The following is a 13,277-nucleotide window of genomic DNA, read 5'->3' on the forward strand; positions in this document are numbered from 1 at the left end:
CAATCCTGCCCTTGCAGGGGAGGTGATGGCCCTCCATCATTCGCTTCGCGAACGGTCCCCACCCCCTTGCGGGGGAGGATTTTACGGGACTGCATTGCCACAAAAAAGGCCGCGCAGTTTGCACCGCGCGGCCTTTTCGATTCGATCGGACAAGCGGACGTTTCAGTCCTTCTTGGTCGCCTGATAGCGGGCAATGGCTTCCAGCGTGATCTGCCGGGCATCCTCAGCGCCGCCCCAGGTGCCGATCCGCACCCATTTGGTCTTTTCCAAGTCCTTGTAATGGGTGAAGAAATGTTCGATCTGTTCCATCACGATGCCGGGCAGGTCATCCTTTTCGCCCACGTCGGCATAATAAGGGAAGGTCTTGTTGTCCGGCACGCAGACCAGCTTTTCGTCGCCGCCCGCTTCATCTTCCAGGTTCAGCACCGCGATCGGGCGTGCGCGGACGACCGAACCGGGGACGAAGGGCGAACGCGCGATGACGAGTGCGTCCAGCGGATCGCCATCGGGCGACAGCGTGTGCGGCACGAAGCCGTAATTGGCCGGATAGCGCATCGGCGTGTGCAGGATGCGATCCACGAACAGCGCGCCCGACGCCTTGTCGAACTCATATTTCACCGGTTCGCCGCCGACCGGAACTTCGATGATGACATTCAGGCTGTTGGGCGGATCATCGCCAACCGGAATCAGTTCGATATTCATGGATACGCCTTTTGTTACACTTGGCTTCGGGGTGTTTATGTTTTCGGTTTGAGCAGCTTGTCGAGGCTGCCCTCACCCTCTCCTGTCTTTTCGAGGCGCGGATAGCGCAGCCCGCCCGAATAATCGAGTGACAAAGTGCGGTAATATTTGTCCTTCTTTAGGATGATCTGGAACGGCGCCTTGGCCTTGATCGCCGCCTTGAACACATCGCCCGAATATTCATCGCCATTGACTGCCACGATCTTGGCACCGACCAGCAGGCCCGCCTTGAATGCCGGGCTGTCCCAGATGACGCTGCTGATTTCGCCGTCATTCTTGACGATCAGGCCGATGCCATAGCTTTGGTCGACAATCTTGTTCGCGCCTTCGGCCGCTTTGGTAATGGCATTGGGGGTGTCGCCATAGACCAGCTTATATCCGCCCATGGTAAAGCCGCCCTTGGGCGTTTCGCGCGTCGGACTGTCGACATAGGTCTGGAAGAAACCGGCCCAGTCATAGGGCGCGATGCCGTTCAGCGTGTTGATGACATCCTGCCGGTTATAGACAAGTTCGCCCCAGTCGCCCGGCTTCACGCCGAAAAAGGCCTTGGCGAATTCGTCCAGCCCCTTGGCGCCCCTGGTCTGCTTGCGGATGATCGCGTCGGCCTCCAACCAGATCATCAGCCCTTCATTATAATAGTCCTCCGACCGCTGCCAGCTGACCCAGCCCTTGGGCCGGCGGGCGGAAATGATGGGATCATGCGTCGTATCCTCCATCGGCCGCCATTGCCGACCGACCGTGGTGTCCAGCTTGGCCGCGATCTGGGCATAGGCGTCGAGCGTTTCCTGCTTGGTGAACAGGCCCGACCGCGCGCCCAGCACATAGCCCCAGAATTGCGTCTGCCCTTCATAGACCCACAGCAGATTGTCCTGCATCGGCGTGCGGAAATCGGGGGTCCATAGCAGGTCGGGGCGGCGGAACTTGCCGTCCCAGCTATGGGTGAATTCATGGGGCAGCAGGTTGCGGTCCAGCAACGCCTCGCCATCGCTCCATTTCTTGAAATAGCCCGGCTCGACCTGGTTTTCCGAGCTGCGATGATGCTCCAGGCCAATGCCGCCCATTTCGTCGGTGATGGCCAGCAGGAAATCATAATGGTCGAAATGATAGCTGCCAAACAGCGCGCCCGCTTCGTCCACCAGGCGTTTGTGCTTGGCGATCTGCTCCGGGGTGTAGACCAGTTCATCGGCATCATCGGCCACGATGTTGAGCGTGACATTGTTGCCCAGATCCACCGCCTTGAAATGCTCGCCGGCAAAGACGGGCGAATCCTGCAACGCTTCATAGTCGATCACGTCATAGGCGACGGTATCGCCGGTCCGCTTGCCCCGCAGCGCGGTCGCGGCCTGCCAGCCGGCGGGATAGGTGACGGTCGCCTGCACCGGAATCTGGCGGGTATAATAGCCCGCCGGGTAGAGCGAGACCGCTTCCCACTGGATGTTCTGCATCTTGGGCGTCACGACGACGCGGCCCTGATTGCCCGCGGTCGCGGACAGGAACTGGAACTGGGCGACGACCTGTTTCGTCCCCTGCGGCACGTCGATGACGAAGCCGTAGACGTTCAGCGGATCGCGCTTCCAGCTCAGCGGCTTGCCATCGGCGGTGAAGGTCAGGCCGTTCAGCTTTTCCAGCTGGCCGCGCGGGGCATGATTGCCCGGCAACCATTCGGGCATCAGCAGCGTCATCGGCCCACTGGTCGCGACCGGGATCGTTTCCTTCACGCGGAAGATGCGCTGGGTCGTGTCGCTGGCGTCGACCTCCAGCCTGATGGTGCCACCGGGATAGGGAATGTCCTTTGGCGCGGGGGTTGCGTCGTCGACCGGCAGGGCGGTGGGTTTGGACCGGATCGCTTCCTGGGCGGCTAGCGGGCTGGCGATGGCCAGGGAAATGCCCGTTGTCAGGCAAAGGGCGGCAGCAAGGCTGCGGATCATGAACGTCTCCGAAAATACAGGCTGGGCCGGACGGCCCTCATGCCGTCACAATGGCCTTGTCTCTTGGCCTCGTCCACCCCTTGCGCTGACCCAAATATTCATTTCACCCGGCCTGAAATGAAGCTAAAGGCCCGGCATATGGCGAAAATCGAAACCCCGCGCCCGGTTCGCGGCACGCAAGACATGTTGGGCGGCACAGCAGAAGCGTTTGCGGAACGCTTTGCGCATGTGGTCGCGACCTTTGACCGGGTGCGCAAACTTTACGGCTTTCAGCGGGTAGAGGTGCCGGTATTCGAATCCACCGCCGTTTTCGCCCGGTCGCTGGGCGAATCCACCGACGTCGTGTCGAAGGAAATGTACACGTTCGAGGATCGCGGCGGCGATTCCATCACGCTGCGCCCGGAATTTACCGCCGGGATCAGCCGCGCCTATATTACCGAGGGCTGGCAGCAATATGCGCCGCTCAAGGTGGCGACGCATGGCCCGCTGTTCCGCTACGAACGGCCGCAAAAGGGCCGCTTCCGCCAGTTTCACCAGCTCGACGCCGAAATCATCGGCGCGGCCGAGCCGGGCGCGGACGTCGAATTGCTGGTGTTCGCGGACCAGTTGCTCAAGGAACTGGGCATTGACGACGGCGTGACGCTGACGCTCAACACGCTGGGCGACGCGGCCAGCCGGGAAGCCTGGCGCGCCGCGCTGATCGCGCATTTCGAGGCGCATCGCGGGGACTTGTCGGAGGATAGCGTCGATCGGCTGGCGAAGAACCCCTTGCGCATCCTCGACAGCAAAGACCCGCGCGACCGCCCCGTCGCCGACAGCGCGCCCGACATCGACGCCTATCTGACCGACGAGGCGCGCAGCTTTTTCGAGAAGGTGACGAGCGGCCTGGATGCGGCGGGCGTCGCATGGGAACGCAATGCCCGGCTGGTCCGCGGCCTCGACTATTATCGCCATACCGCGTTCGAGTTTGTCACCGACCGGCTGGGCGCGCAAGGCACGGTGCTGGGCGGCGGACGCTATGACGGGCTGATCGAGAATCTGGGTGGCCCCGCGACGCCTGCGGTCGGCTGGGCCGCGGGGATCGAGCGGCTGGCGATGCTGGTGGATGCGCCGGAGGTGGAGCCTGCGGAGATCGCAATTGTACCGAGAGGCGACAATGCCCTTAATCTCTCTATCGAGATTTTGGCGTTGTTGCGGCAAGAAGAAATCAGAGCTGAAATGGCCTATAGTGGATCGGCTAAAAAGCGGTTTGAAAAGGCGAAAAAGGCTGGAACTTACCGGTTGCTTGATATTGAAGTTGGACCAGAGGGTATCGGCTCCCTTCTTATTCGTGACATAAACGCTAGGTCGCCGGAAAATCCCGTCTCAGCTGTTAGAAAGCGTATCAAAGCAGCGCTTGGTCGGCGCTTTGAATTTGTTGATGCTGAAGAAGAGTTCCCCCGTCCGATTGTGTTGACCGGTCGTATCTAATGCACATTTCCGCCGAACGCATTGCGCAGATCGAGGCGCGCCGGGATGAGGTGCAGGCGTCGATGACGCGGGCCGATCTGCCCGCCGATGCGTTTGTGCGCCTGTCCAAGGAATATGCCGAGATCGAGCCGGTGGCCCGCGCCGCGCATGAAGTGCGGCGTTTGCGGCAGGAACTGGCCGCGCTCGATTATATGACGGGGGGCGCGGATGCGGACGCGGACCCGCTGATGCGCGAAATGGCGCAGGAGGAGATGCAGATCCTCAAAAGCCAGTTGCCCGCCGCCGAACGGGCGCTGGCGCTGCAATTGCTGCCCCGCGATTCGGCCGATGCGCGCCCGGCCATGCTGGAAATCCGCGCCGGGACTGGTGGGGACGAGGCGGCCCTGTTCGCAGGCGACCTGTTCCGCATGTATCAGCGCTATGCCGATTCGGTCGGCTGGAAGATGGAGCTGATGTCCGCCAACCCCTCCGAAGCGGGCGGGTATAAGGAAGTCGTCGCGTCCGTCACCGGCACCGGCGTGTTTGCGAAACTGAAGTTTGAAAGCGGCGTCCACCGCGTCCAGCGCGTGCCCGTCACCGAAAGCGGCGGGCGCATCCACACATCGGCGGCGACCGTCGCGGTGCTGCCGGAGCCGGAGGAGGTCGACGTCCAGATCGCCGACAGCGACCTGAAGATCGACATATATCGGGCGTCGGGCGCTGGCGGGCAGCATGTCAACACCACCGATTCGGCGGTCCGCATCACCCATTTGCCCAGCGGTCTGGTCGTGATCCAGCAGGACGAACGGTCCCAGCACAAGAACAAGGCCAAGGCGATGCAGGTGCTGCGCGCGCGCCTCTATGAAGCCGAACGCGAACGCACCCAGAGCGAGCAGGCCGGGGCGCGCAAGGCGATGGTGGGATCGGGCGACCGTTCTGAACGCATCCGCACCTATAATTTCCCGCAAGGGCGCGTCACCGACCATCGCATCAACCTGACGCTGCATCGCCTGCCGGAAATATTGGAAGGGCCGGGGCTGGCCGAAGTGATCGACGCGCTGATTGCGGAGGATGAAGCCGCCCGGCTGGCGCAACTGGACGGGATCGGTTGAGCGGCATCGCAGGGGACGGGGGCATGGCCGACGCCCTGCGCGCCGCCACTGCCCGGATCAGCGCCGCCAGCGACACGCCGCGCCTGGACGCGGAACTGTTGATGGCCCATGCGCTGGGGCTTTCCCGCAACGCGTTGCTGCTGCGTCAGCGCGACCTGCGCGTCCCGCCCGGCTTTGCGGCGCTGACGGATCGCCGCGTCGCGGGGGAGCCGGTCGCCTATATTACGGGCTTTCGCGATTTCTGGACGATCAGCCTGGCCGTCACCCCCGACGTCCTTATCCCGCGCCCGGACAGTGAAACGCTGATCGAGGCGGCGGTCGCCCATTTCACGGCGCGCGGGCCGCGATCCATCCTCGACCTTGGCACAGGCTCCGGCGCGTTGCTGCTGGCGGCGCTGAGCGAATGGCCCGATGCTCACGGGCTGGGCGTCGACGCTTCGCCCGGCGCGTTGGCGGTCGCGCAAGGCAATGCGGAACGGCTGGGGCTGGCGGGCCGCGCGACCTTCCGCCCCGGCGACTGGGCGCAGGGCATTGACGGGCGGTTCGACCTGATCCTGATCAACCCGCCCTATATCGCGCGCAGCGTCGCGCTGGCAGGCGATGTGCTGCATGAGCCGGACAGCGCGCTGTTCGCGGGGGTTGAGGGGCTGGACGATTATCGCCGGATCGTGCCCGACCTGCCCCGCCTGATCGCGCCGGATGGCATGGCCGCGATCGAGATCGGCTATGATCAGAAGGATGCGGTTTCCGCGCTGCTGGGCGATGCGGGGCTGGCCGTCCGGGCGCTGCAAGACCTTGCCGGGCATGATCGTTGTCTGGTCGCAACCATGTCCAAAGGGACAGGCGCAATGCAATTAACGCCGTGACAAGCGGAAATTGCTTGGTTTCTTCAGCGAAAGTCTCTACATCGACAGCAGGGATGGCACTATATCGTGATATGGTTAGTTTAGGCCATTGATAGAAAAAGCCATTTTCTACGCTCCTGACAGTCATGACGGCGCTGCTGCCCGGCGCCGCTGGCATCTTGAGGCACTGGCCCTTTGAACCGGCCATGCCCTGCGGAGCCGTATCCGGCCTGATGTGCGGGCCGTGCTTGGGGATGGCGACGGAACAGAGTTTTCAGCCAATATGATGACAGCGAACGCAAGGATCATGTCTTGATCAACAACCGGCAGGCCGGTCGCCGCAATCGCGGCCGGAACAATAATAACAATGGACGTCCCAATAATGGTGGCAATCGCGGCGGGGGCGATAGCGGTAACCGCATCGACAACCGCGCGCGGGGCAATGCGGCCCAGCTTCTTGAGAAATACAAGAATATGGCGCGCGATGCCCAGATGGCGGGCGACCGGGTGAATGCGGAATATTATCTGCAATTTGCCGACCATTATTTCCGCGTCCTGGCCGACAATCGCGCCCGGCAGGAAGAGCAGCAGGCCAATCAGCCGCAGCGTCACCGCCGCCCGGACGAGAATTTCGACGAGGATGGCGACGATTTCGACGGCGTCGCCGACGGTGTCGACGAATTCCGCACCGATTCTGCCTCCTATGATCGCACCCCGCGCGAACAGCCCGACCGGGGCCAGCGGGAGTATAATGACCGCGCGCCGCGCGATCAGGATCGTGCCCCGCGCGACAATGACCGCGCCGCGCGCGATCAGGGTGATCGTCCGCAGCGCGACCAGAATCGCCGTCAGGACGAATCACGCGATAATCGCGAGGATCGCGGGCGTGACGATCGTGGGCGTGAAGATCGCGGCCCGCGCCGTGACCGTCCGCGTCGCGACCGTCCCGTCTTTGCCGAAGCGCAGCCGCAGGTCGAACAGCCCGCGCCTGCTCCTGTCGCAGCGCCGGTCGTAGAGGCTGCACCCGTCCAGCAGGCACCCGCGCCGCAGAGCGAAGAAGCGCCCCGTCCGCGCCGTGGCCGTCCGCGCAAGATCGTCGAACCGGCAGCCGCCGAAGCGACCGAGGGTCTGGACATGGCGATCCTGCCGCCCTCGATCGCGCGGGCCGACAATGACAGCGAAGCCAGCGAGGAGGCGCCCAAGAAGCGCACCCGCCGCCCCCGCGCCACGACGACGCAGGCGGCCGAATAAGCCGCTTCGCCGCATCCGGCATGAAAAAGGGGACGACGCCAGGCGCGCCGTCCCCTTTTTCATGCCCGCTTCCCAAGTCGGGCGGCTTGCGGCACAAGGCGACGACATTGTTGGGAGAGACTTGGCCCCATGACTGCCCTTCGCCTGTTCGTGCCGCTTCTATGTGCCCTCCCCATTGCCGCGCTGGCGCAGGACGCCGCCGATCCGACCGGGGCTTCGGCCCAGGGCGATGTTGCGGTCACCATCTATAATGGCGGCCAGTCGCTGGTGCAGGATGACCGGCAACTGGCGATGACGCAGGGGCGCAACCGCATCGAATTTCCCGATGTGTCGGCGCGCATCCGGCCTGAAACCGTCACCCTGTCGGGGCCGGGCATCGCGATCGTCGAACAGAATTTCGACTATGATCTGCTGTCGCCCGACAAGCTGATGGACAAGGCTGTCGGGCAGGAGGTGACGCTGGTGCGCACCAATCCGGCGACCGGCGCGGAAACGCGCGAGCGGGCCAAGATACTCGCGGCCAATGGCGGCATCGTGCTCCAGATCGGCGCGCGGATCGAGGTTCTGCGCGACGATGGCCTGCCGGTGCGGGTGATATTCGATCGGGTGCCGCCCAATTTGCGCGCCAAGCCGACCCTGTCGGTCACGGTCGATGCGGAGCGCGGTGGCACGGTGCCGACCCGCCTGTCCTACCTGACCCCCAATATGGGCTGGACCGCCGACTATGTCGCGCTGTTCGACGCCGCCAAGGGCGCGATGGACATGCAGGGCTGGGTCACGCTGACCAACAATACAGGCACGACCTTCAACAATGCGCGGACCATCCTGGTCGCGGGCAATCCCGCCAATGGGGGCGGTCGCCGCAACTGGTGGCAATCGGGCAGCGGCGCGATCGACCAGGCGGGAACGGAAAGCGGCCCGCGCGAGCGGCTGGGCGACTATTATCTCTATCCGCTGGAGCGCCGCACGACGATCGCCAACGCACAGCAGAAACAGGTGAGTTTTCTGGACGTGAAGGGCGCGCCGGCGCGGGCGACCTATGAATATCTCAACCCCTGGCTCGGCAGTTCAGCCGAACCGCTGAGTGCGTCGAGCGTGCTGAAATTCTCGACATCCAAACAGGGCGGGCTTGGCGATCAACTGCCCGCGGGCACGATCCGCGTCTATATGCGCGACGCGCGCGGCGATCCGCAATTCATCGGCGAAAACAGCATCGACCATACGCCGATGGGATCGTCGATGGCGCTGCGCACGGGCGAGGCGTTCGACGTCAAGGTCCGGCCAACGGTCGAACAGCGCATGAAAAAGGGCGGATCGCGCTGGGAAACACGGATGCGCTATACGCTGACCAACGCCCGGCCCGAAGCCATCACGATCGATCTGGCGCAGGACGGGCTGTGGGGCGACACCCGCGTCACCGCGCAGAGCGTGGAAGGGCGGCGCGTGTCGGCCGACCGGATGGAATGGAGCGTGCCGGTCCGGGCCAACGGGTCGGTCGACCTGACCGTCACTTTCGAATCGCGCTACTGAAGCGGGTCGTAGTGCGGCTTTTGCGATATTGGGCGCCTGTTCCCGCCTTCGCGGGTTGGCTTTTGGCGCTGTCTCTTTGTGCCATTGCTCCATCGGTGCAGGCCGATACCGTCATTTCCACCCGGATCGATGCCGTATCGGTCACCGTCTATCGCGCGCCGGACCGCGCGGCTGGCGCGATCGATCGTAACTGGCCGGGCGGCTATGCGCTGGTCACCGAAACCCGCACGGTCGATCTGCCGCAGGGCGAATCGGTGGTCCGGTTCGAAGGGGTGGCCGAAGGGCTGATGCCCGAAACCGCCATCCTGACCGGCATGCCGCGCGGCGTGCGGGAGAAGAATCGCGATGCGCGGCTGCTGTCGCCCGCAGGGTTGGTCGACGCCTATCTCAAGCGCCGCGTCACGCTGCGCCGCACCGACCGCGCAACCGGCAAGGTGACCGAGCAGGACGCGATACTGAGCGCCGGGCCGACCGGCGGCGTGATTGTCCGGACAGAGCAGGGCTATGAAGCGCTGGGGTGCAGCGGCCTGCCCGAAAGGATGCTCTACCCACAGGCACCCAAGGATCTGTCGCCGCGTCCGACGCTGTCGGTGATTGCGACCAGCGACCGGGCGACCCGCGCGACGTTGCAACTCACCTATCTGGCCGAAGGGTTCGACTGGTCCGCTTCCTATGTCGCCGACATGCAGGGGGATGGCAGCAGGCTGGACCTGATGGCGTGGCTGACGGTCGCCAATGGCGGCGTCACCGGCTTTGCCGACGCCCAGCTCAACGTCATTGCCGGACAGCCCCATCGCCAGCCACGCGGGGATCAGCCACGGCCCACCGGCGGCCCGCTGCGCCTGACCTGCTGGCCGATGGACATTACCAGCACCCATCCGCGCTGGAACCTGTTTCCGGTCGAGATGCCCCCGGCCATGATGGCGGACGGCGCGCAGGAGATCATGGTGACGGCGCAGCGCGCGACCGGAGCGGTCCTTTCGCCGATGGCTGTTGCCGCTCCGCCGCCGCCCGCGCCGGTCGTGGCGGAACAGGAGGATCTGGGCGATCTGAAATTCTACCGCGTGCCCGTGTCCGTGACGGTCGCCGCCAGCAGCCAGAAGCAGGTCGCGCTGCTGCGCCAGCCCGGGGTCAAGGTCGAGCGCCTTTACGCCGCGACGGTCAGCGGAGCATTGGACGCGGCCGAATCCCGGCCGATGACGCTGCGGTTGCGGCTACAGAATCGCAAGGATGATGGCCTTGGCCTGCCCATGCCGTCAGGGCGCGTCGCGGTTTTCGAGCAGGTGGACGATATGCGCCTGCTGGCTGGGGAGGCGGACATTGGCGACAAGGCGGAAGGTGAACGGATCGACTATGACCTCGCTGAAAGCGCGGACGTCCGCATCGCGGTGCGGCCGACGGGGTCGACGCGCGAGCGCCAGGACTGGACGATCGCGCTCAGCAACGCCCGGCCGTTCGATGTGACCGCCGAAGTCACCATCCCGCACGACATAGAGCCCCGCCCGAAGGACATGGAGCGGCGCGGCAATGCATGGATCTGGCGAGTCACAGTCCCCGCCAATGGCAAGGCCGACCTGACCTATACGCGGCGTTTGCCGCGCTGAGCTTTCAGGCGTCGGGCAGGGGCCGGGGCCGGTGATTTTCGTCCAGCGCGACGAAGGTGAACAGCCCGCTGGTCAGGTCCACCTGCTCCTCCTGCGGTCCGCGAACCGCCACCACGTCGATGCGGATGGCGACCGACGTGCGGCCTCGCCGCTCCTCATGGGCGTAGACCGACACGACATCCCCCAGCAATATGGGGGTGATGAACTTCATGCTTTCGATCGCCACGGTCGCAACCGCGCCCTGCGCGATCCGATGGGCGATGATGCCGCCCGCAATGTCCATCTGGCTGAGTACCCAGCCGCCGAAAATATGGCCATTGGCGTTGATGTCCGCCAACTGCGGCATCACGCGCAACACGACATCACCGCGCGTCTTGGTCATGCTCTGGCACCTCATCCTTGATCCGGTCGATTACCTGTTCATCATGCCCGGTGCCGCTGGACAGGAAAACCAGCGCCATCAGGCCGGTTCCCAGCATGAAGGTCAACCATACGCCCAAAATCGTGGCGATGATCATGTGGATCGGCATCGGCCCGGCCCATAGCCGCAGGAAGATGAGCGAAGCCGCCACGCAGGCCGCGCCCCCCGCAGCCATCCACAGCATGATGCGGCGAAACCGCGTCCATGCGGCTGCGGCAATTTGTGGATCGTCGAGGGCTTGTTTGCGTGTCATCTCTTTTCTTTGGCTTACGAAAATGTGATCATCAAGCATTGAGACATAATGTCCAGGAAAGGAGAGCGGTCATGACCATCGCGGCGATATTGGAGGGCAAGGGGCGTGACGTCATCCAGGTGCGATCGACCGACAGCGTGCTGTCCGTCGTGACGCTGCTGGCGGAACAGCGGATCGGCTGCGTACCGGTGGTGGATGACGGGCAGGTGGTCGGGATATTTTCCGAGCGCGACCTGGTCTATCGCGTCGCGACCGAAGGCGCGGCGGCGCTGGAGCGTCCGGTTGCGGAAGTGATGACCGCCCCTGCCATCACCATCGACGACGACACGCCGGTCATGGCGGGCCTGTCGCTGATGACAAAGCGGCGCATCCGCCACCTGCCGGTCGTCGTCGGCGGCGAATTGATCGGGCTGATTTCGATCGGTGATCTCGTCAAGTTCCGCATCGACCGGATCGAGGCGGAAGCGGCTGCCTTGCGCGACTATATCCAGACCGCCTGAAAGACCGGCTCGACACGCGCTCTTGCGCGCCTGTCGAGCCACATTCTCAGGCGGGCGCCTGAACCGGCGGCGCGCGGCGAATCACCAGCGCGACCAGTTCCATCAGCGTGCCCCGCGCGCACAGCATCAACGCGGCGAGGAAGGCTATGCCCCCCGTCGGCACCAGCACGGCGAGTCGCACCGGCGCAGCCAGCGGCGGCAGGATGCGATCGACCGCCAGCACGACGCCGGCCATCAGGATCGCGCAGCCCAGCCCCGGCGCGGCGGCCCGCACCAGATCGATCAGGCGCAGGCCCATCGGCGCTCCGGCCAGCCGCGCCGTCACGATCGTCAGGATCGGAAACGCGCCGAGCCACGCCCAGGCAAGGCCGATCGCGCCGAAGGAGATGCCGATCAGGAAGGCGACCGGCATCAGCACCGCGCCGACGCCCGCGATTCGCGCGGTCGTGCCGGGGCGGCCCAGCGCATTGCTGACCGGCGCGAACATCACCTGCAACGTCATGAACGGCATGGCCAGCGCCAGCACCGCGACGAAGGGGGCCATCTCCAGCCATTTCGCCCCGAACAATGTTTCGACCAAAGGCTCTGCGGTCACGGCCATGCCCAGATAGACCGGGCAGGATATGAGCAGCAGCAGCCGCACCGCCTTGCAAAAGGACCAGGCGACGCGCGATGGGTCTTTCTGCATCCGCGCATAGGCGGGAAAGGCGACGTCGTTGAGCGGCGGGATGAATTTGCTGACGAAAATCTGGGTCAGGAACAGCGCTTCGGCATAAAGGCCCAGCTGGTGCGGCTCCAGCACGCGCCCGCCGATGAAAATATCCGCCTGGCTCTGGATGATCCAGAAAAGCTGGCCGCCAAGCAGCGAAGCGCCATAGGCGACCATCGCGCCAGTGCCGCGAAAATCGAATGTGGGAATCGGCCGGAACCCGGTCGCCAGCACATAGCCCAGCCCCTTGACCCAGAAGCCCGCGATCGGCGCGAACACCAATGTCCATACGCCCCAGCCCGACAGCGCGCCGACCAGCGCCACGGCGGCGGAGGCGATGGCCGCGATCAGGTTGACCAGGGCAGGCCGCTTGAAATCGAGCGCCCGTCCCATGATCGCTTCGGGAATCGAGATGAAGGGGGTGGAGAGGTAGAGCAAAGCCTGCACCCGCAGCAGGTCGGCGACCATCGGCTGGTCGTAATAATCCGCCGCGATCGGGGCGATTCCCAGCTGGAGCAAGGCCAGGCTGCCATTGAGCAGCAGCATGATGGTGAAGGCTTGCCGCAGGCGGTGCGAATCCAGCTTGTCCGACTGCACCAGTGCGCTGACCAGCCCATAGCCGTTGAGGAAGGTGGCGAAATTCAAGATCACCTGGGTCATCGCAAACAGGCCGTAATCGCTCGGATCGAGCAGGCGGATGACCGCCAGCGTCACCACCCAGCTCATCATCTGCGACACGATCTGACTTCCCGAACGCCAGAAAATCGCGCTTCTTATGCGTGCGCCAAACCCCGCGTCGTTCGCGTCGGCATCCTGCAAACTCATAGTCTCGATCACCCATGGCCATGATGGCCGTCCGCCCCGTCTAGCCTCCAAACGCCAAAAATTTCTGAAATAAAATTGCAAAAAGCATTTGACGGGTCGGCAGGTCGGG

At 64.3% G+C, this 13,277-nt stretch carries 12 protein-coding genes; 7 read left to right on the top strand and 5 right to left on the bottom strand.

Annotated elements, in window-relative coordinates:
• Positions 1-162: 162 nt before the first annotated feature.
• Positions 163-702, bottom strand: a complete 540-nt coding sequence (gene ppa / locus SX1_RS13880) for an inorganic diphosphatase (protein WP_017182985.1) — start codon at positions 700-702, stop codon at positions 163-165.
• Positions 703-737: 35 nt separating this feature from the next.
• Complete coding sequence (locus SX1_RS13885; RefSeq protein ID WP_019053475.1) at positions 738-2,669, bottom strand: M61 family metallopeptidase; 1,932 nt, start codon at positions 2,667-2,669, stop codon at positions 738-740.
• A gap of 138 nt (positions 2,670-2,807) precedes the next feature.
• Between SX1_RS13885 and hisS the strand changes: the two genes are divergently transcribed.
• From hisS to SX1_RS13915, 6 genes are all read left to right on the top strand, one after another.
• Entirely contained in the window at positions 2,808-4,139 is a 1,332-nt protein-coding gene (gene hisS, locus SX1_RS13890) for a histidine--tRNA ligase (RefSeq protein WP_019053476.1), read from the top strand.
• Positions 4,139-5,230 carry a peptide chain release factor 1 gene (prfA, locus tag SX1_RS13895; RefSeq protein WP_017182988.1) on the top strand — a complete coding sequence of 364 codons (1,092 nt, stop codon included), beginning with the start codon at positions 4,139-4,141 and terminating at the stop codon, positions 5,228-5,230. Before hisS ends, prfA begins: the two co-directional genes overlap by 1 nt.
• 23 nt (positions 5,231-5,253) lie before the next feature.
• Positions 5,254-6,096 carry a peptide chain release factor N(5)-glutamine methyltransferase gene (gene prmC, locus SX1_RS13900; protein WP_019053477.1) on the top strand — a complete coding sequence of 281 codons (843 nt, stop codon included), beginning with the start codon at positions 5,254-5,256 and terminating at the stop codon, positions 6,094-6,096.
• A 291-nt stretch (positions 6,097-6,387) separates the two neighbouring features.
• Positions 6,388-7,326 (top strand): DUF4167 domain-containing protein, encoded by a 939-nt coding sequence (locus SX1_RS13905; RefSeq protein ID WP_019053479.1) that lies wholly within the window; start codon positions 6,388-6,390, stop codon positions 7,324-7,326.
• Positions 7,327-7,455: 129 nt separating this feature from the next.
• On the top strand, positions 7,456-8,856 hold the full coding sequence (locus SX1_RS13910; RefSeq protein ID WP_019053480.1) for a DUF4139 domain-containing protein: 1,401 nt from the start codon (positions 7,456-7,458) through the stop codon (positions 8,854-8,856).
• 95 nt (positions 8,857-8,951) lie between these two features.
• Positions 8,952-10,460: a DUF4139 domain-containing protein gene (locus SX1_RS13915; RefSeq protein WP_019053481.1), complete on the top strand. Its 1,509-nt coding sequence runs from the start codon at positions 8,952-8,954 to the stop codon at positions 10,458-10,460.
• 4 nt (positions 10,461-10,464) lie between these two features.
• On the opposite strand, the gene SX1_RS13920 is transcribed toward SX1_RS13915, so the two are convergent.
• Together SX1_RS13920 and SX1_RS13925 are read right to left on the bottom strand one after the other, a co-directional pair.
• Complete coding sequence (locus SX1_RS13920) at positions 10,465-10,842, bottom strand: acyl-CoA thioesterase (protein ID WP_019053482.1); 378 nt, start codon at positions 10,840-10,842, stop codon at positions 10,465-10,467.
• The gene (locus tag SX1_RS13925) at positions 10,823-11,134 is read right to left on the bottom strand and encodes a hypothetical protein (protein ID WP_019053483.1); all 312 of its coding nucleotides are present in this window, start codon (positions 11,132-11,134) and stop codon (positions 10,823-10,825) included. The genes SX1_RS13920 and SX1_RS13925 overlap by 20 nt, the downstream gene beginning before the upstream one ends.
• Before the next feature lie 71 nt (positions 11,135-11,205).
• Here SX1_RS13925 and SX1_RS13930 point away from each other — a divergent pair, with 71 nt between their 5' ends.
• Positions 11,206-11,634, top strand: coding sequence for a CBS domain-containing protein (locus SX1_RS13930; RefSeq protein WP_017182995.1), 429 nt, complete (start codon positions 11,206-11,208; stop codon positions 11,632-11,634).
• 46 nt (positions 11,635-11,680) lie between these two features.
• Here the strand turns inward: SX1_RS13930 and SX1_RS13935 are convergent, their stop codons facing one another.
• Complete coding sequence (locus SX1_RS13935) at positions 11,681-13,168, bottom strand: lipopolysaccharide biosynthesis protein (RefSeq protein WP_019053484.1); 1,488 nt, start codon at positions 13,166-13,168, stop codon at positions 11,681-11,683.
• Positions 13,169-13,277 lie beyond the last annotated feature (109 nt).

This window comes from Sphingobium xenophagum NBRC 107872 (assembly GCF_000367345.1).
GTDB classification, from domain to species: domain Bacteria; phylum Pseudomonadota; class Alphaproteobacteria; order Sphingomonadales; family Sphingomonadaceae; genus Sphingobium; species Sphingobium xenophagum.

What these genes read in the sequence shown, in the direction of transcription:
- ppa (WP_017182985.1), bottom strand. Translation starts at nt 702, where the DNA reads ATGAATATCGAACTGATTCCGGTTGGCGATGATCCGCCCAACAGCCTG.
- SX1_RS13885 (WP_019053475.1), bottom strand. Translation starts at nt 2,669, where the DNA reads ATGATCCGCAGCCTTGCTGCCGCCCTTTGCCTGACAACGGGCATTTCC.
- hisS (WP_019053476.1), top strand. Translation starts at nt 2,808, where the DNA reads ATGGCGAAAATCGAAACCCCGCGCCCGGTTCGCGGCACGCAAGACATG.
- prfA (WP_017182988.1), top strand. Translation starts at nt 4,139, where the DNA reads ATGCACATTTCCGCCGAACGCATTGCGCAGATCGAGGCGCGCCGGGAT.
- prmC (WP_019053477.1), top strand. Translation starts at nt 5,254, where the DNA reads ATGGCCGACGCCCTGCGCGCCGCCACTGCCCGGATCAGCGCCGCCAGC.
- SX1_RS13910 (WP_019053480.1), top strand. Translation starts at nt 7,456, where the DNA reads ATGACTGCCCTTCGCCTGTTCGTGCCGCTTCTATGTGCCCTCCCCATT.
- SX1_RS13920 (WP_019053482.1), bottom strand. Translation starts at nt 10,842, where the DNA reads ATGACCAAGACGCGCGGTGATGTCGTGTTGCGCGTGATGCCGCAGTTG.
- SX1_RS13925 (WP_019053483.1), bottom strand. Translation starts at nt 11,134, where the DNA reads ATGACACGCAAACAAGCCCTCGACGATCCACAAATTGCCGCAGCCGCA.
- SX1_RS13930 (WP_017182995.1), top strand. Translation starts at nt 11,206, where the DNA reads ATGACCATCGCGGCGATATTGGAGGGCAAGGGGCGTGACGTCATCCAG.
- SX1_RS13935 (WP_019053484.1), bottom strand. Translation starts at nt 13,168, where the DNA reads ATGAGTTTGCAGGATGCCGACGCGAACGACGCGGGGTTTGGCGCACGC.